The sequence below is a fragment of the Chitinophaga sp. sic0106 genome, assembly GCF_019219075.1.
Taxonomy (GTDB): Bacteria; Bacteroidota; Bacteroidia; order Chitinophagales; family Chitinophagaceae; genus Chitinophaga.
In genome coordinates this window covers 96,474-113,724 of sequence record NZ_JAHUWJ010000014.1, presented here as the reverse complement: position 1 = coordinate 113,724, position 17,251 = coordinate 96,474, and the positions used below count along the sequence as shown (strand labels likewise).

The window sequence follows — 17,251 nt, the reverse complement described above, 5'->3', positions numbered from 1 at the left end:
ACTGATGTTAAATAAATTTCTTGGTGGCGTTGTACTATTGTTAACGCTTGGATATATGCCACAGGTGTATGGGCAGGGCTGGTCCAAAGGAACGGCCCCGCTGCAGCCGTTGGGCAGCCAGTATTTCCAGAACCAGTACCTGGCTAATCCTGCGATGGCCGGGATCGACACCGGACTGCATATCAACCTGTCGTACCGAGGACAGTGGAACGATGTACCTGGCTCCCCTGTGACTAAGGCTGGTACAGCGGACTATTATGTAGGAAATCGTGTAGGGGCAGGTTTGAATATATTGAACGACAAGGCAGGGCTGATTAACCGTACAAAAATTGCCATGACCTACGCTTATCATTTGCCGTTGAATGCGAGTGGTAAGGACCAGCTGCATTTCGGTTTATCGTTGGGTATAAACAGTGAGCGCCTGGATAAAGCGGCTATTGTGGGTGAGGTGATTGATCCTGCAATTGGTGCATTTAACCGCAGGGATAATTACTTTGAGATCGATTATGGCATGGCGTACACGAATGGCAATCTTACATTGCAGGCCGCTATGCCTAATATCATGAATAATCTTCGCAGGCAGGATGACCAGACGATTGACGCAACCTCCTATTTTGCGGCGGCCTCGTATAGAGTGCGCATCAGTGATGCGGTGCCGTATGTGGAACCGAAGGTATGCTACCGTGGGGTGCGTGGTTATGATGACCTGGTGGATATCGGGGCCAACATTGTGCTGGCTAATGAGTACCTGAATGTTTTCGGGATGTACCATACCAGCAAGAACTGTACAATAGGTGCGGGTTTTAATTTCCGCTCCATTGCTGGTTTCCAGGTGATGTATACTACACAGACGGCGGGACTGAAAAACTATTCCAGCGGTGTGCTGGAGGTAGGGTTGGTGCTGCATCTGTTCAAATAACTCTATTTGTGAAAACCCACTATTTCAGGCAGTCGCGCCCTCGCGCGACTGCTTCTTTTTTTCTTATCATGATTCCATTGTAATTTGGTAACTTTGAATCTCAGATTTGGACCCAACTTTAGATTTTGAGAATATTTCTTGCATATTAATTCTCCCACATAGCTTACTGAGATATAACTACTTACGCATATAGTTTTAACGAACTAGTGCTGTTGTGCCCGTCTAATCGTGCGTATTCAAGGTATATTTCAAGTTTTAATGCCGGAGAAGAACCCACATATAACCAAAGCCTTTGGTGCTAACCTCAGAAGATTGAGATTGGCGCGCAAACTCACACAGGTAGAAGTGGCATTTGAAGCTGATATGGAGCCCAGTTATATGACCCGACTGGAGAATGGGAAAACAGATCCCAGTTTAAGCACCGTATATGCGCTTGCAGATGCTTTGGATGTATCTCCCAGGGAGTTGCTTCCAGACTTATCTGAATAGCTCAAATCTTTCATAGTCAATGGTTTTGAGGTAATGAATGTTTGTTATGGTTACTGTTCGTAGCAGGTAACATAATAGGGCATTGGTTTACTGCCTTGTTGCTCATGGATGGTTTTGGATACGCCATCTACCTCTAACTGTTGCCTGTAGCCTGCTTTAGGCAGAAATTCTGTTTTAACTGTGAGTGTCACCGTGACAAGGGAGACTGCATTTTGCTCCACAGCAGCTAATTCTGACAGAAATTTTCCAATTATTGCATTTATTTTCTCGTCTTTTACCATTCTTTTTAAGTGAATATAAGTTAAATACACATATTGTACAATATTACCAGTACAATAGTGCTTGACTAAAAATGCTATACGCGATTAAATTGCTTCCATGTTCAATTACATGGAGGAATTATACATTTTTGCCTATAACACGCATGCTGCGCATACGGCCAAAGGTTGGTCGCAGATGCGGTTTGCTGCTGAGGTAGGAGTGGAATCCGCGTACCTGAACAAAATATTAAATGCGCACCGCCAACCAGGATTCGAAATGATCCATCGGATTGCCGATGCGTTACAGATGCCGGCAGGCGACTTACTCAGCAACATTCCGCCCACGGAAGCATTCCATCAGTTTAAGGAGTCACTGATAGCGAAACATCGCAAGAACCTCGAAAAAAAGGCCGCGAAGGCTGCCGCAGAAAAGTCTGCCCCCGTTCGTTCAAAACAAGTTGCCAAAAAATAGAAGTATCACGAGTGAAAAATTCGCCATATGGGTGATCCACGCAGCAAACCAGTGGTATAAGTGATCCCAGCGACCCAAAATTAGGGGCATCAGCGGTAGTAGAATCATTCAGCGGCAAAACCAGCTTACCCAGGCTTGTGGGGTCAATGTTCGTAGCAAGTTAATCTATGGCGGAAGGGAATTCGACCTTCCTGTTCATGAATAGCTTTGGTGATGCCATTTTTTGTAAACAGCTCTATGTTCCCGTTTCTGGGAAAATATTCTCTCTTTAGCGTAATCGATACGCTGACAACAGTAACTGCATTTTGATCCAATGCGGCTAATTCTGATAAAAATTTTCTTAGGATGACATTTAACATCTCGTCTTTTCTCATGTTTTTTATTTGAATATAAGTAATTTATACATATAGTACAATAATGCTAGTACAATAGTGCTTGAACTCAAATGCAGGGCAGGTCTATCTTGCTGAGATGTTTAAATACACAGAGGAACTGATCATCTTTGCTTTTAACGCTGACGCCGCACGGGTGGCTAAGGGTTGGACGCAGGCGACATTTGCCTATGAGGTGGGAGTAGAACCTGCGTATATTAACAAAATACTCAATGCCCGCCGGCAACCGGGGTTTGACATGATTCACAGAATTGCGGAAGCGCTTGGAGTACGGGCAGGAGATTTACTCAATACCATCCCGCCCGAAAATGACTTACTCCATTTCAAGGAGCTTCTGTCGGAGAAGCATTTGAGAAATCAGAAAAGAAGAAACGAGGAAGTAGGCACTGGCGAGCATCATGAGCCCAAGTCCGCCAAGACCAAGCCTGAAAAAGGTTTTGATTCCAATAAGTGAGTTAGTACTGGCAACAAATGCGCTCAGTGCGATGAGGATGCCGAGGGCTGCGGCACCAATTGCGATTTTCTTCATAAATCTATGGTTAGGATAGTAATACTCTAAGATAACACATATGTGTTATCGATGCAAGCGCAGCCCCACGATTTTCCTTTTTTATTCCTCCACAGCTTTGAAACCGGTTTGCGTAAACTCGATCTTTTTTTGCTTGTAAAGGTTCCCGGTAGTCATTTTAAACGTTTTCTTACTCATGCCGAAAAACGCCTGGATCTCTTCCGGGGTGGACTTATCATGATACGGCAGGTAGCCATCATTTTCCTGGAGGAGGCGCAGAATTTTTGCACCTTCATCTTCTACTTTCTTGAAGCCGGGCTGTCCGGGTGCCACATCGATCTTGTTGTCTTTTACCTGACGAACAAAACCTTTCAGCTTGTCACCCACATCTACCGGTTTAAAAATATCACCATGATGCAGGATGCCTAAATGTGCGTTATTCACAATCACCACATAACCGATCTGCGTTCTGCGGTATACGATGAGGTCTACCGGGTCTTTTTCGGTGAGAGATATATTTTCATTGCTGAGCGTGCCCTCGATCCTTTCTGTAGCGGCCACGCGGCCCGTGAGCTCATCCAGATAGATTTTTACCAGGTACTCCTGCCCTGGCACCATCTTGGACAGCTGCTGGGAGGTAGGTACGAAAATATCCTTCATCAGGCCCCAGTCGAGGAAGGCACCCTGGTGCGTAGTACTGACCGCTTTCAGGCTCACAATATCCCCCACCACACCGTAAGGCTTCTGTGTTGTTGCAATTAACCGGTTTTCTGAGTCGTGATAAATAAACACTTTCAGCTCATCACCAACTTTGGTACCTGCCGGTACAAAGCGGGTAGGCAGCAGGATTTCCTGGTCTACGCCTTCGAGGTATACACCAAATTCAGCTTTTTTCTTCACCCGGAGGTAGTTGTATTCACCAACTCGTATCATAATAATCAGTTAATTAACAGCCTGCAAGTTACTTATAGATTGTGGGATTGCCCAGAATCATATTCTGCTTACTTTTGCAACAATCATATAAATTTCAGGGTTTAAGCACCCGGAATTGCATCAAAACACCAACCAACCATCTTATGACGATTTTAGCTTTCACGCTGATCCTGCTGCTCGGTGCATTCACGGCCGGCATGTTGGGGTCCCTCACCGGCCTGGGAGGCGGTGTGGTCATTATTCCTTTGCTCACGCTTGTATTCCATGTCGACATCCGCTATGCCATCGGTACCGCTCTCATTGCTTCCATCGCTACTTCTTCCGGTTCAGCTTCTGCCTATGTAAAGGAAGGGATCACCAATATCCGCCTGGGCATGTTCCTGGAAATAGCTACCACTACTGGTGCCGTGATCGGGGCACTGGTCGCCGTTTTTATGCCCACCAATATCGTAGCCATCATTTTCGGCTGTGTGCTGATCTTTTCCGCGATCATGTCCTTTAAGCCAAAAGCCAATAACGTGAATGAGGAGGATACCAGTGAGCTTGCCCGTAAGCTGCGCCTCAATGGTGACTATCCTACCCCAGCCGGAAAGGTAGGCTATACGGTACACCGCGTAGCAGGCGGCTACTTCATGATGATGTTTGCCGGTATTATGTCCGGATTACTCGGCATCGGCAGCGGTGCACTAAAAGTGCTTGCCATGGATAATATCATGCGGATACCCTTTAAAGTGTCTACCACCACCAGTAATTTCATGATCGGCGTTACCGCCGCCGCCAGTGCAGTGGTATACCTGCAACGTGGCTACATTTCTCCGGGCCTCTGCCTGCCGGTAGTTCTGGGTGTGCTCGCAGGCGCCTTCGGTGGCTCTAAACTGCTGGTACGCGCTAACGTATCAAAACTTCGTTTAGTCTTCAGCGTTGTAATTACGTTCCTCGCCATCCAGATGATTTATAATGGTTATACCGGAAAACTCTAAGCACATGAAACACATTTTTAATAAAGGATATTGGGCAGATAAGGATATTCAGCAACTCATCGGCAAGCAATTGCGGATAGGCGTTGTTACCGCCAGCGTACTGGTGTTTATTGGGGGATTAATCTACCTGTACCGCCATGGCGGCGAACTCCCCGGTTACCGTGAATTCACGGGAGTAAGAGCCGGACTGGACAGCTTTTCGGGTATTATTCAGGGCGTTCGTGGTATACATGGCATGGAAATTATTCAGCTGGGTGTTGTATGCCTCATTGCTACACCCATTATCCGCGTGGCACTGTCTGCATTCGCATTCCTGCTGGAACGCGATTATCTGTATGTGTTTATAACCCTGATCGTATTGGGAGTGATTTGTTTTAGCATGGTAGGTGAACTCGCCGGATAATTTTTTTTTTGGTTCCTGTCTTACACAAACGAATCCAATACCAGGCTTTGGGGAACTGAGTAAAGATGAGGATGTCAAAAGTACGATACACCCTTTTTATTCGGGTACCTGATGGAGACATGTCGACCTTTAGACAACTCTCAGGCGCTTAATTTATTTTTGATACATCCTCATCTTTTATTTTGGGTCAGCCTCGCCGCACTGCGTGCAGTGAGGCTGATCGCCGGTCATTTTAAGTCTACAGCCAATCCTTATTCTGCCCATACGCCGGCCCGGTAGTAACCGCGTTAATCTGATCCAACGGTATTGGTCGCAGCAAATGTTTAGGGCTCTGGAAGCTGGTCCTGCACTCAGGATTATGTTTTCTGATACGCGCCTCCAGTTGCCCGGTACGCGCCAGATCCAGCCAGCGCACATTCTCACCCGCCAGCTCACGGGAACGCTCATCCAATATAAAATCCAGGTTAAGATTCGCTGCTGAAATATCCATCAGTGCTTTGTTGCCGGTAGGATAAGCCGCACGCTCACGTACTGCGTTTACATAAGGCACGGCATCGGCTACACGGCCATCCATCATCAGTGCTTCGGCAGCTATCAGGTAAGTTTCCGCCAGCCTGTAAGCTATTACTGGCCGTACTGACGGTGCATTCATGTCACTGCGTTTTGTATCTATATACTTCATCAAGGCGGGACTCATGCGCGCATTATACTGATCCGAAGGGATCATGGTATACGGTGCTGCTGCAATCTGCTGCGCTGTTTTAGGCGCCAGCGGCAAATAAATAGCCGTATCTCCCAGCTTAAATTTAGGACCACCTGCTACTGCTCCGGCAGGTGCACCCGCAGGCAATGGTGTAGGCCACTTAGGTATACTGTTGGCGTTATTACAATACCATACCGTTTGAAAGGTTTTATGAAAACGTGTGTCGTTCTGCCTTTCAGCAAACACAGTATCCGTAAGCCAGCGGGAAGGCACCGTGCGGATGTAAGGCCGGCCACCCAGAATATCACGCTGCATACCATCCACTTTTTCATATTGGGGAACAAATAAATGTACCAGCATATTATCCGGGGTACGGTTGTCCTGGTTGGGCGATCCGTTGTAGGCCAGGCTGGTGGTATGTTGTACTGCCCATAGTACCTCGGAACTATTCTCATTCCCTTCTGCAAATACACTGGCAAAATCTGGCAGGAGCGACATACCTCCATTGTTGATCACCTCCAGTGCATTCGTATAGGCGTTCAGGTAATCGTCCGGTTGTTTGGCACTGCTGCCTGCACGGGTCAGGTATACTTTTGCCAACACATGCCGGGCCGCCACTACAGTAGCTCTGCCAGGGTCAACTCCCTTGGTGCCGGGACTTTTTGGCAACACAGCAATAGCATCTTTCAGATCCTGGATAATAGTTGTATACACGTCCGCCAGGGGATCGCGCTTAGCGGAGGTAAGCGGTTCTGTGTTAAATTTCGTGGTGAGGGTAACATCTCCCCACAACTGCACGAGCACAAAATAATAATTAGCGCGCAGGAACCTGGCTTCCCCTACCATACGGGCTTTCAGGTCATCTTTAATGCCGGTAACGGTAGCGGCATTTTCAATCACGGCGTTGCAGGAATTGATGTAGGTATAACAGTTGTTCCACAGCGCGGTAACTTTTCCATCGGTGGACTGATAAGCGGTGGACAACAGAAACAAATCCTTGTTGCCATCATTTCCACGCAACCATTCATCGGTGGCAGGGTTAGTGAGTGAAAAATAATCTTCATTGCCCCATACCGTACGTGTGCCGGCGTAGGCCGCATCCAGACCAGCTTTCAGGCCCTGGCTGGTTTTGTAAAAATCAGGCGTAAGTACGCCGTGCGGTTTTTCCTCCAACATTTTTTTGCATCCACCCAGCAACTGTGTGGCAGCAGCGATGCAGCATATATAGAATATCTTTTTCATAACGGAATGCTTTAACATTATAAAGTCAGGTTAATACCAAAAATCATAGACCAGGTGCCAGGCGTATCGGCATTGATGTTGCCGGCCGACTCTGGATCTACCCCATGATATTTATTACGGTACTCAGAGAAAAGAATGAAAGGGTCCTGGGCTGTGGCATACACGCGGAGCGAGCGGGCTTTCATTCGCTGTACAAACGACTGAGGCAGGTTATAACCCAGGCTCAGGCTTCTTACTTTCAGGAAGCTGCCATCCAGGTAGCCGAGTGTGGTATTATATTGGGTTTGGGTAGATGAATTGTTTGGTTTAGGATAATAGGTTTCGCCGTTGGTGGGTGTCCAGTACCGAACATTCAGATTATTATAATTACCCTGGAAGGTATTGGCAAAACCGCCACCATACAGCTTACTGTTCAGCATACCGCCCACCCGCGCAAAAACTACGATCGTGAAGTCAAGTCCTTTGTAGCTGAAACGGTTGGTCATACCACCTTCCCACTTCGGCTGCGGGCTTCCGATCAGCGTTCTGTCCGCCGCGCTGAAAGTGCTGTCTTTATTCACATCTACCACCCGGATATTGCCGATCACGGAAGTAGGGCCACTCACGCTTTGCTTATAAGCTTTGGCAGTGAGGGAATCAATTTTGGTGTTTTGCCAGAGGCCTACCCGCTGGTAGTCGTAGTATTCACCAATGGGATAGCCTACAAACCAGCCGTTGGCAAGATCCTGTTGTATATTATTGTACAGCTGCGTGATCTTCCCGCGATTTACGTACCAGTTGAGGTCAGTGGTCCAGTTGAACCCGTTAGGTTTGTTGGACTGTATATTTACAGTGGCTAAATGAACTTCAACGCCTTTGTTTTCTGTTTTGCCCACATTCACCAGCACGTTGCCGGGAATGCCTGTGGTACCAGGTAGTTTCTGCGGTAACAGCAGGTTACTGGTGTTCTGCGTATAGGCGTCAATGTTACCACTGATGCGGTTATTCAGCAGCGCGAAATCTACCCCGAAGTTGGCGGTAGTAGTGTATTCCCATTGCAGGTTCATATTAGGTGCGGCATTGAGGTAGGCGCCGGTTACATTGGTACTGCCATAGTTGTAGTTGAGCGCATTCAGCGATCCCATGGTTTGATAAGGATCGATGGCCGTATTGCCCACGCGGCCATAGCTGGCGCGTATTTTCATATTAGAGATAATGCGGGAATTGCGGGCCCATTTTTCATTACTCAGGTTCCAGCTTACCACCGCGGAAGGAAATCCTTTGAACTGGTTGCCAGGGGCCAGTCTGGAGCTACCATCCGAACGCATCACGAGGGTGAGCAGGTAGCGTTCATCAAAGCTATAGAACAGGCGACCCATATAGGAGATGATATCCCATTTTGGATCAGTACCGCTGCCGGCAAGGTTGGAAGCGTATTGCGGATTGGCGAATTCGAGATTGTCGGACAGCAGCGTGTTGTTAGTATACTTTGTAGTACGGCCGTCGGACTCCTGGATACTATATAACCCTGTAAAGCTGAGTTTATGTTTACGAATGGTTTTATCGTAATACAACAGATTTTCTACCGTGAAGCTGGTGTTTTGTCCGTAGTTGGTTTCGCTGGTATTGAGGTTGCCGAGGTTATTGGAAGTTTTGCTGGCATAGAAATTACCGTAGTTATCTGTTTTGATTTCAGCACCGGCGTTTAGGCGATACCGTAATCCGGGAAGGATATTCACATCCAGGTAGCCGGTAGTGAAAGTGCCGGTACGCTTGCGTCTTTCTATTACAGCGCCGGGGAGGAAGTTGGCCAGCGGGTTCCAGATCTGCGCGGCGCTGCCGGCAACGAAATCGTTGAGTACATTGCCTGCACTGTCAAAGGCCGGCGCCATAGGACTGGCGCGCAGCACCTGCCCCATAGGGTTGGCACTTTCTCCAATGGTAGTAGAAAAGTTATTCAGTGAGCTGATCCCTACTTTAAAGGTTTTATTGATTTGATGATCCACACCAATTTTTACGCTGAAGCGCTCAAAGGACTGACCAGGATACACGCCGGTTTCCCTATAGTATCCACCGCTGATGCTGTATTGTGTTTTTTCATTACCGCCGGAAACTCCTACCTGGTGATTGGTTTGTATGCCGGTGCGATATACGAGGTCCTGCCAGTCGGTATTGCGGCCGTTAGCGAGGCCCTGGCGCTCTATGGCGTCAAAGCCGTCCTGCATAATTTTGGGATCATCCGGGCTGCTGTACTTCACCGGATCGGCGTTGTAAAAAGCCCACTTTTTTAGTCCTGCATATTGTTCGGAATTCATGAGGTTATACCTGCCGGAAGGCTTTACAAACCCGGCGTATCCACTGTAGGTGACTACTGTACCGCCGGCATTGCCACGTTTTGTGGTAACGAGGATGACGCCGTTTGCACCACGGGAGCCATAGATAGCAGTGGCGGATGCATCTTTCAGCACCTGTATGGAGCTGATATCATCCGGGTTGATATCATTGATATCACCGTTGAATGGAATACCATCTACCACAAATAAGGGAGAATTGGTGGCTTTCAGGGAGCGACTACCACGTATCAGAATCGTGGGTTTGGCGCCTGGTTTACTGTTACCGCCGCTTTTCTGTACATCGATACCGGCGCCTTGTCCTTTCAGGGCCTGGCTAAGGTTGGCTGCTGGTACATCCCGCAGCGCCTGTGAGCTGATACTGGTGATGGAGCCGGTTAGGTCGGATCTTTTTTGGGTGCCGTACCCTACTACCACCACTTCATTCAGCTCTCCTTTATTGGTATTTAGCTGGATGTTGAGATGTGGCATGTCCGTATTGCCGAGGGTAATTTCCTTTGCCAGAAAGCCCGTGTAGGTGATGCGGAGGATGCTGCCGGCAGGAGCGCTGAGCGTGAAACTCCCGTCTACCCCGGTGGCAGCACCTTTGGAGGTGCCTTTAATTTGAACGTTGGCACCAGGGAGTGGCTCTCCACTTTGCGAGGCTACGTTTCCATGGACGTTTATAGTTTGCTGCGCGTATAACGTAGAGGAGTATACGCTGAGTAAAAATACCAGTAACCATTTCCAGCGAAGGAACAGGCCTGGTGGAAGGGCGATTGCTTTACAATCGTACATGTTTTTCATAACGGTGTTTTTTTGGATGAGTAATGGGTGTGGAATGCCTGGCCGGCAACAACGTACGTTGCCGGCAATAGTGAACCGGAACTGCTTTTGGCAGTCCTTGTGGAATTGTTGTTGTTAGTTGCTACTTAGTAATGACGGTGTTTTCCGCTACCTCTTTGTCGGTTGTAACTTTTAGTTTTTTTGCTACAGTAATAGCGGCGTTGTTGCCACCACTAACATGCAGGAAGGTGAGGTGTGCGGGAGCCGTGATGTTGGTAAAGTCTATGTTTTTAGCGTCAGAAATTTTTGCCAGTGGTTCTTGCCCGCTGTTAGCAGGGATTTTCCATTTGCTGATGGTAATGTTTGCCAGGTCGTATCCAATAATTGCCGGTCTTGCGTCTGTATTGTCGGATGTAAATGTTACGTTGTTGAGTCGGATATTGGCTGCATGCCGGATGTAGAGCGCAGATGCAGGGATTTTCTTCCCAAACATTTTGATTTCGGGATAGTCTGCCGGTCTTTCTTCCAATGATAGTTGTGCATCTTCCCGTGTACCCGTTCCCGGTATATTGATGTGAATATTTTCCAGGTTTACGTTTTGGATGGCATGATCAGGAATACCGCTGATGAGCATACCCGTCCACGTGCCATGTTTCACGGTTATGTTGCGGATGTTGATATTGCTGATAGTGCCGGGAGGCTGTTTGGCATCTGCCTCGCGGAAGGTTTTGAGTCGCGCCCCGAGCCGCATGATAACTGGCAGGTGTACCGTATCCATGTCCACATTGGAGATGTTGATGTTACGGATATGTGAGCCATCCACGGAGAATATTTTGATGCCACCTTCGCGGGCGAAATCCACTTTAATATTTTTGACGGTGATATCTTCAAAGTTGCCAGCTGATTCAGTACCGAATTTGATGGCGCCTTCGCCGGTATTGATACGTATATTCGATACCGTTACATTGCGGCAGGGGTACGGGCTGGTGGTTTTAAAGCAGATGGCATCGTCGCCGCTGTTGATGTTGCAATCGCTGATCTGTACATTTTCGCAGCAGTCGATATCGATACCGTCGTTGTTACCGAGGCCGCGACTATAGATCGATACATTTTTGGCGATGATCTGCTGGCAGTGGAAGAAGTGCATGGTCCATGCGGTGGGGCCGGTGAGGTGTACATCCGTAACGCGGATGTTGGCGGATCTGACGAAGCGTACAAGGAATGGGCGGCGTTGATGTCCGCCGGAAGCGTATACCAGCTTACCCTGGCCATTGATGGTACCTTTTCCGGTGATGCCGGTGTTGTGTACTTCTACGGCGCCGATGAGTGCATAACCCATCTGCTGGCCCAGCCCGTCTTTGAAGCCATCTACCACCTGGTAGTCTTTGATGTCAGGGCTTCCGAGCAGGGTTGCATTTTCATCTACCTGAAGGGTTACATCATTTTTTAAGAGGAGTGTACCGGTGAGCCAGTTGCCTGGCGGTACGCGCACGATGCCGCCGCCGGTGCGGGAGCAGCTGTCGATAGCGGATTGTATAAAAGCTGTATTTAACGTTTTGCCGTCTCCGTTAGCTCCAAACGCAACAATGTCGAACAAGGCTTTTTGTGCCTGTGATTTCACTGCAAACAGGATCAGTAAAACAGAGAGTAGGTAGTTCTGTTTCATGGGTTCGCTGGAAAAGAATGAATTTCGAATGGATTCAGGACCGGAGGTCCTGAATCCATTCGAAAAAGTACGCTGCCGAAGGCAGCGTACTTTTTCGAAAAGTGATTAAAGACTTGTTTCTACTTTGATCACCGATGCAATTTGATCAGGTGCCTGTGCTGGCAGTGATACCACCAGTGCATCCGCGTCAACAGCCGTTTTCAGCTTGCTGCCATTGGCGAGCAAAGTAGCTTTTGTTACTTTATTTTTTAGTCCTGGCACTACCAGTTTACCATCTGTTGGCCAGTTAAATACATGTAGATAGTAAGTAGTTTTGTTGCCAGTGGTTTTTTGCGTGCAACGGCCCCAGGTTAAGGCTGGTAGCTGACTTCCGGAGGTGGCGTAGATGGCTTCGCCATTTACTTTCATCCATTTACCGATGCCGGCCAGTCCGTCGATGCTTTGTTGCGGGAAGGTGCCTTCTGCGGTAGGGCCTACGTTGAGCAGGTAGTTACCGTTTTTGGAGGCGATATCGATCAGGTTTCTTACCAGTGTTTCGGTGCTTTTCCATTTGTTATCCCATTCTTTGTATCCCCATGTACCGTTCATGGTCATGCAGGTTTCCCAGTCTCTTCCGTCCAGCTCTTCTTTGGTAGGAATTTTCTGTTCAGGTGTTTTATAATCACCGGGGAAGTTAGGGCGTTTCAGCCGGTCGTTGGTAATGATATTAGGCTGGAGCGACAATGCCTGTTGCAGTTTTTGTGCATATTCATCTGTCATGTTGGTAGGAGTATCCCACCAGAGTACGGCTACATCTCCATAATTAGTTAATAACTCTTTTACCTGTGGCACTGCTACTTTATCGATGTAGTCGGACATAGACGCGGTTGTTTGCAGCGGGTCCCAGTGACCGGTGTTGGCTGCGGTGTAAGCGTCTATTTTAGCGCTGTCCGGGTTAGGCCATCCTTCGGAGGCCACTTTGCGGGCGGCGGCGCCACCAGGGTTATTCCAGTCCTGTGCCTGTGAGTAGTAGAAGCCCAGTTTCACGCCGTGTTTTTTACAGGCGGCTGCGAGGTCTTTTAATACATCTTTACCATATGGTGTGGCATCTACGATATTGAATTTGCTGGCGTTGGATTTAAACATGGCGAAGCCGTCGTGATGTTTGGCGGTGATCACGATATATTTCAAACCGGCGTCTTTGGCCATTTTCACCCATGCGTCTGCGTTATATTTAACAGGGTTGAATTTCTTTGCATATTCCTGGTATTCGGTAACGCCGATTTTTCCTCTGTTCATTATCCATTCCCCGCCACGTTGTACCTGATGCCCTTTGTACCAGCCGGCGGGCACGGCATAGTCGCCCCAGTGTATAAACATACCGAATCTGGCTTCTCTCCACCATTGCATACGTTGCTCGCGGGAAAGTTCGGTGGTAATGGCGGTGGTAGTTTTGGTTTGCGCCGGCAGGCATTGACTAATGGCCAGCAATGCCAGGAGGCAGCAGGTCAGTTTTTTCATAATGGAATTAATTTAATTAATCTATGCAAACGATTGCAAAATGATACCAAAAAATAAGCGCATTTGCGCCTTAATTATTGATTATCAACACTGATTGAGTGTTATTGGTACGCTTGCAAATAATACTACTAAAATCAGTAAAAAACTGATACGATAATGATTTCATTTTGGCTATTGCAGGTATTTTTTTCTCTTAAGAGAAAAACCGCCGCGGTGATAAGCCGGGCGGTTTTAGTCGTATTAAAATTCTGACAGACCTTAATTATGCAGTTTCCATTTGTTGCAGTTCCAATACTGCTGTAGTCCATTTACGCAGTTTAGCGGTAAGTTCAGGATTATTCAGGAGTGACTGGCCGTAGGATGGAATCATTTGTTTGAGTTTCTGCTGCCATGCTTCGGTGTCCACATCTTCTTTGAAGCAGCGTTTCATGAGGTTTAGCATGATAGAAACTGCGGTGGAGGCGCCGGGGGACGCACCAAGCAGTGCGGCGATGGAGCCGTCGGCAGCGCTTACTACTTCTGTTCCGAATTCGAGGATACCACCATGCTCAGGATCTTTTTTGATGACCTGTACACGTTGTCCGGCCATTTCCAGTTCCCAGTCTTTCATTTCTGCATCCGGGAAGTATTCGCGGAGGGCATCCAGTCTGTCTTCCGGTTTCTGACGCACCTGAGCGATCAGGTATTTTGTCAGCGGAATATTATCGAGGCCGGCAGATACCATTGGGTAAATGTTATTGGCTTTGATGGACAGTGGGAGGTCGAGGTAGGAACCATTTTTCAGGAACTTGGTAGAGAAGCCCGCGTATGGTCCGAAGAGCAGGGCTTTTTTACCGTCGATCATGCGGGTATCCAGGTGAGGTACTGACATCGGAGGTGCGCCTACAGAGGCTTTTCCGTATACTTTCGCCTGGTGTTTTTCGATGATCTCGGGGTTATTGCAACGCAGCCACTGGCCACTTACAGGGAATCCGCCGAAGCCTTTACCTTCAGGGATGCCTGATTTTTCCAGCAGTGGTAAGGAACCACCGCCAGCGCCAATGAATACGAATTTTGCGTTGAGTGTATTTTTTTCGCGGGTTTCGCGGTTTTTAACTTTTACGATCCAGCCGCCGTTGTCGGATTTTTTCAGATCACGTACGTCGTGGTTGAAGTGCATGGTAACGCCATCCAGTTGCTGGAGGTAGCGGAACAGCTGGCGGGTAAGTGCGCCAAAGTTTACGTCCGTCCCCATTTCAGTATAGGTGGCAGCTACTTTTTGTGAAGGGTCACGGTGTTGCATTACCAATGGCATCCATTCGCGGAGCTGCTCCTGGTTTTCGGAGTATACCATGGTATCAAACAGGTGGCATTGTTGGAGGGCTTTGAAACGCTTTCGCAGGTAATCCACATTCTCTTCACCCCAAACAAAGCTCATATGAGGAATACTTTGTATAAATTCATGGGGATTGGAAATGATGTTTTTTTCCACCAGATATGACCAAAATTGGCGGGAAACTTCAAACTGCTCTGCAATGTTCACAGCTTTCTTAATTTCTACAGACCCGTCTGATTTCTGTGGTGTATAGTTCAACTCACAGAAAGCAGAGTGTCCCGTACCGGCATTGTTCCATGCGTCGGAACTTTCGGCGGCGGCAACATCCAATCTTTCATAAATGGCGATGGTAAGTTCCGGTTGCAACTCCTTCAGGAGCATCCCAAGGGTAGCGCTCATAATACCAGCGCCTATTAAAACCACATCCGGACCTGTTTCAGACGTACTCTTGCTTCTAAACATAACCCCTATTTAATTCGAGGTGCAAAGTTACAATACAAACAATTAAGCAAGGCTAAATAAATGCTTCTTTTGAAGCAAATTAACAAACTGATTACAATTCTTTCTGAATAAATTGAAAGTTTAATATCAATGACACCGTACAATACGTTATATTAAATAAAATCAAATGTGGGTAAAATATTTTTAGAAATAATTTTTTAATAAACTTATCTAGTTTGATTTCATTCAATTTTTGGGCTTTTTCTGCTCATAGCTAATCTTTGTTTTATATTTATGTTAACCCTGTTTTGAAGCCTATTATCCACCCTTAATCGCTCTACTTTTATATTATGAACAGAAGAGACTTCCTTGGTGGCCTTTCTGCTGCCGTTATTATTTCTGCCTGCGGCTCCATCGCAAAGGCAGCTACCGCCGAACACCTGAATAAAAAGACCGTTTTCCGGTTTGCCGTAGGGTCCGACTGGCACTATGGAGAGCCCAATACGCCCTATGAGCAATATTTTAAGGACCTGAAAGCGGCATTCAACAAAGTACATGCTGCCACACCCTGCGAGTTTTTTGTACTCAACGGCGATGTGATCCACAATGAACCAGACCTGCTGCAGCCGGCAGCACAGCTGTTCAAAACCATTCACCCGAAAGTGTATGCCACCCGTGGTAACCACGACCGTGTAACGCCGGAATCATGGGAGCAGGCATGGGGAAACCCGCTGCAACACCAGCAGACCATAAATGGTAACGTGTTGCTGTTCGGGGATACCTCCAACATCAAGGGCGATTTTCTGGCACCCGACCTGCAATGGTTTGAAGAGCGCCTCGAGGCCAATAAAAAAGCTAAAGCCATTTTTATCTTCCTGCATATTACTCCGGTTAAATGGACGGAGTTTGCCGCGGATTCGCCCGCTTTTGCAGCGTTAGTGCGTAAGTATCCGAATGTAAAAGCGGTTTTTAACGGGCACGACCATGACCAGGATAACGTGAAACTCCTCAATAATAAACTGCCTTTCCTGTTCGACAGTCACATAGGCGGCAGCTGGGGAACCAAATACCATGGCTTCCGGATTGTGGAGCTAAAAGATGACGGTTCAGTACTTACATATATGATGAATCCAGATACAAAAATTAATGAATTCAGTAGCAAAAAAAGTCAGCTGGGATAGTACCTTTTCCCGGTGAAAGTGAGTACCTTGGTACAGCCCAAAAAGCTGCTGAATACTAAGAATACTATGCATCTCGAAGAAATAGAAGACTTGTACAACTTTAGATACCCTGCACTATACAAACAATTATATGCAGATGGTATGCTCAACTGGGGAACGTTTGGTCCGGAATGGCACCAGCGCGTATTGCCGCAGTTACAGGAAAATCCTCCTTTCCTGTTGTATGCGCATGACCTGGAAGTGATCAACACCGCCGCTGTAGCCGATTACCTGGAAGAAGGCATCCTGTTTGCCGATCCGGTACACCGCTTTGTGCCTATTGCCACTACAGGTGCGGGCGATTGGTTTGCGCTCTATTATAATCTGCAGGATGGTGACGATGTGCCGGTAGTGCTGGTATGGCACGATTCAAACGAAGCCTGCATCCTCGCTAAAAACCTGCAGGATTTTATCTTCCTGCAGATGCTGGAAGCAATAACTGATATAGACCCGCATTATCCGGGTTTAATTACAGTGGGAGATATGAAGGTAAATTGTGAGCGCTGGCTCGAATCGCATGAACCTTATCTGACTGCAAGCCAGGTAGCCATACTAAAAGAGGTGTTCGAAAAAGGGAAGTTGACAAATGCTGAACTGAAGGACATCCTGGATGAAGAAATTAATTTCCAGTGGATGGACAGTAGTTTTCCTTACCAGGAGGCAATCTGATATTTTTGAAGGAGCGGGCAGGGGCCGGTGGCCCCTGCCCGCTC

General features: G+C 47.6%; 16 protein-coding genes and 1 pseudogene. 8 read left to right on the top strand and 9 right to left on the bottom strand.

What is annotated here, in order from left to right:
- The first annotated feature begins 4 nt into the window (after window positions 1-4).
- On the top strand, window positions 5-919 hold the full coding sequence (locus KW844_RS19940) for a PorP/SprF family type IX secretion system membrane protein (protein ID WP_218378548.1): 915 nt from the start codon (window positions 5-7) through the stop codon (window positions 917-919).
- A 258-nt stretch (window positions 920-1,177) separates the two neighbouring features.
- Window positions 1,178-1,408 (top strand): helix-turn-helix domain-containing protein, encoded by a 231-nt coding sequence (locus tag KW844_RS19935; protein ID WP_218378547.1) that lies wholly within the window; start codon window positions 1,178-1,180, stop codon window positions 1,406-1,408.
- Window positions 1,409-1,458: 50 nt separating this feature from the next.
- Here the strand turns inward: KW844_RS19935 and KW844_RS19930 are convergent, their stop codons facing one another.
- Complete coding sequence (locus KW844_RS19930) at window positions 1,459-1,689, bottom strand: hypothetical protein (RefSeq protein ID WP_218378546.1); 231 nt, start codon at window positions 1,687-1,689, stop codon at window positions 1,459-1,461.
- A 97-nt stretch (window positions 1,690-1,786) separates the two neighbouring features.
- Between KW844_RS19930 and KW844_RS19925 the strand changes: the two genes are divergently transcribed.
- A complete protein-coding gene (locus KW844_RS19925) occupies window positions 1,787-2,140 on the top strand; it encodes a helix-turn-helix domain-containing protein (RefSeq protein ID WP_218378545.1) in 354 nt (117 codons plus the stop codon).
- A 143-nt stretch (window positions 2,141-2,283) separates the two neighbouring features.
- Here the strand turns inward: KW844_RS19925 and KW844_RS19920 are convergent, their stop codons facing one another.
- Window positions 2,284-2,514, bottom strand: a complete 231-nt coding sequence (locus KW844_RS19920) for a hypothetical protein (RefSeq protein ID WP_218378544.1) — start codon at window positions 2,512-2,514, stop codon at window positions 2,284-2,286.
- A gap of 97 nt (window positions 2,515-2,611) precedes the next feature.
- Here KW844_RS19920 and KW844_RS29450 point away from each other — a divergent pair.
- Window positions 2,612-2,821: pseudogene (locus KW844_RS29450) on the top strand (helix-turn-helix domain-containing protein); the annotation flags it as partial.
- Between the two features lie 24 nt (window positions 2,822-2,845).
- On the opposite strand, the gene KW844_RS29120 reads toward KW844_RS29450, so the two are convergent.
- Window positions 2,846-3,061 carry a hypothetical protein gene (locus KW844_RS29120; protein ID WP_255578537.1) on the bottom strand — a complete coding sequence of 72 codons (216 nt, stop codon included), beginning with the start codon at window positions 3,059-3,061 and terminating at the stop codon, window positions 2,846-2,848.
- An 81-nt stretch (window positions 3,062-3,142) separates the two neighbouring features.
- Window positions 3,143-3,973, bottom strand: coding sequence for a S1 RNA-binding domain-containing protein (locus KW844_RS19910; RefSeq protein WP_218378542.1), 831 nt, complete (start codon window positions 3,971-3,973; stop codon window positions 3,143-3,145).
- Window positions 3,974-4,116: 143 nt separating this feature from the next.
- On the opposite strand from KW844_RS19910, the gene KW844_RS19905 reads away from it, so the two are divergent.
- Together KW844_RS19905 and KW844_RS19900 are read left to right on the top strand one after the other, a co-directional pair.
- Entirely contained in the window at window positions 4,117-4,953 is an 837-nt protein-coding gene (locus KW844_RS19905) for a sulfite exporter TauE/SafE family protein (protein WP_218378541.1), read from the top strand.
- Window positions 4,954-4,957: 4 nt separating this feature from the next.
- A complete protein-coding gene (locus KW844_RS19900; RefSeq protein WP_218378540.1) occupies window positions 4,958-5,356 on the top strand; it encodes a DUF1634 domain-containing protein in 399 nt (132 codons plus the stop codon).
- 238 nt (window positions 5,357-5,594) lie between these two features.
- Here KW844_RS19900 and KW844_RS19895 read toward each other — a convergent pair whose 3' ends face one another.
- From KW844_RS19895 to KW844_RS19875, 5 genes are all read right to left on the bottom strand, one after another.
- Window positions 5,595-7,301, bottom strand: coding sequence for a RagB/SusD family nutrient uptake outer membrane protein (locus KW844_RS19895; RefSeq protein ID WP_218378539.1), 1,707 nt, complete (start codon window positions 7,299-7,301; stop codon window positions 5,595-5,597).
- A 17-nt stretch (window positions 7,302-7,318) separates the two neighbouring features.
- Entirely contained in the window at window positions 7,319-10,417 is a 3,099-nt protein-coding gene (locus KW844_RS19890) for a TonB-dependent receptor (protein WP_218378538.1), read from the bottom strand.
- Between the two features lie 121 nt (window positions 10,418-10,538).
- Window positions 10,539-12,062, bottom strand: a complete 1,524-nt coding sequence (locus KW844_RS19885) for a glycoside hydrolase family 28 protein (protein ID WP_218378537.1) — start codon at window positions 12,060-12,062, stop codon at window positions 10,539-10,541.
- Window positions 12,063-12,167: 105 nt separating this feature from the next.
- Entirely contained in the window at window positions 12,168-13,562 is a 1,395-nt protein-coding gene (locus tag KW844_RS19880; RefSeq protein WP_218378536.1) for an alpha-L-fucosidase, read from the bottom strand.
- Between the two features lie 262 nt (window positions 13,563-13,824).
- On the bottom strand, window positions 13,825-15,339 hold the full coding sequence (locus tag KW844_RS19875; RefSeq protein ID WP_218378535.1) for a malate:quinone oxidoreductase: 1,515 nt from the start codon (window positions 15,337-15,339) through the stop codon (window positions 13,825-13,827).
- 329 nt (window positions 15,340-15,668) lie between these two features.
- Here KW844_RS19875 and KW844_RS19870 point away from each other — a divergent pair, with 329 nt between their 5' ends.
- Window positions 15,669-16,499: a metallophosphoesterase gene (locus KW844_RS19870; RefSeq protein WP_218378534.1), complete on the top strand. Its 831-nt coding sequence runs from the start codon at window positions 15,669-15,671 to the stop codon at window positions 16,497-16,499.
- 66 nt (window positions 16,500-16,565) lie between these two features.
- Window positions 16,566-17,207, top strand: a complete 642-nt coding sequence (locus tag KW844_RS19865; RefSeq protein ID WP_218378533.1) for an SMI1/KNR4 family protein — start codon at window positions 16,566-16,568, stop codon at window positions 17,205-17,207.
- Window positions 17,208-17,251 lie beyond the last annotated feature (44 nt).

Coding starts and splice junctions, on each gene's coding strand:
- KW844_RS19940 (WP_218378548.1), top strand. CDS start 5: ATGTTAAATAAATTTCTTGGTGGCGTTGTACTATTGTTAACGCTTGGA.
- KW844_RS19935 (WP_218378547.1), top strand. CDS start 1,178: ATGCCGGAGAAGAACCCACATATAACCAAAGCCTTTGGTGCTAACCTC.
- KW844_RS19930 (WP_218378546.1), bottom strand. CDS start 1,689: ATGGTAAAAGACGAGAAAATAAATGCAATAATTGGAAAATTTCTGTCA.
- KW844_RS19925 (WP_218378545.1), top strand. CDS start 1,787: ATGTTCAATTACATGGAGGAATTATACATTTTTGCCTATAACACGCAT.
- KW844_RS19920 (WP_218378544.1), bottom strand. CDS start 2,514: ATGAGAAAAGACGAGATGTTAAATGTCATCCTAAGAAAATTTTTATCA.
- KW844_RS29120 (WP_255578537.1), bottom strand. CDS start 3,061: ATGAAGAAAATCGCAATTGGTGCCGCAGCCCTCGGCATCCTCATCGCA.
- KW844_RS19910 (WP_218378542.1), bottom strand. CDS start 3,973: ATGATACGAGTTGGTGAATACAACTACCTCCGGGTGAAGAAAAAAGCT.
- KW844_RS19905 (WP_218378541.1), top strand. CDS start 4,117: ATGACGATTTTAGCTTTCACGCTGATCCTGCTGCTCGGTGCATTCACG.
- KW844_RS19900 (WP_218378540.1), top strand. CDS start 4,958: ATGAAACACATTTTTAATAAAGGATATTGGGCAGATAAGGATATTCAG.
- KW844_RS19895 (WP_218378539.1), bottom strand. CDS start 7,301: ATGAAAAAGATATTCTATATATGCTGCATCGCTGCTGCCACACAGTTG.
- KW844_RS19890 (WP_218378538.1), bottom strand. CDS start 10,417: ATGAAAAACATGTACGATTGTAAAGCAATCGCCCTTCCACCAGGCCTG.
- KW844_RS19885 (WP_218378537.1), bottom strand. CDS start 12,062: ATGAAACAGAACTACCTACTCTCTGTTTTACTGATCCTGTTTGCAGTG.
- KW844_RS19880 (WP_218378536.1), bottom strand. CDS start 13,562: ATGAAAAAACTGACCTGCTGCCTCCTGGCATTGCTGGCCATTAGTCAA.
- KW844_RS19875 (WP_218378535.1), bottom strand. CDS start 15,339: ATGTTTAGAAGCAAGAGTACGTCTGAAACAGGTCCGGATGTGGTTTTA.
- KW844_RS19870 (WP_218378534.1), top strand. CDS start 15,669: ATGAACAGAAGAGACTTCCTTGGTGGCCTTTCTGCTGCCGTTATTATT.
- KW844_RS19865 (WP_218378533.1), top strand. CDS start 16,566: ATGCATCTCGAAGAAATAGAAGACTTGTACAACTTTAGATACCCTGCA.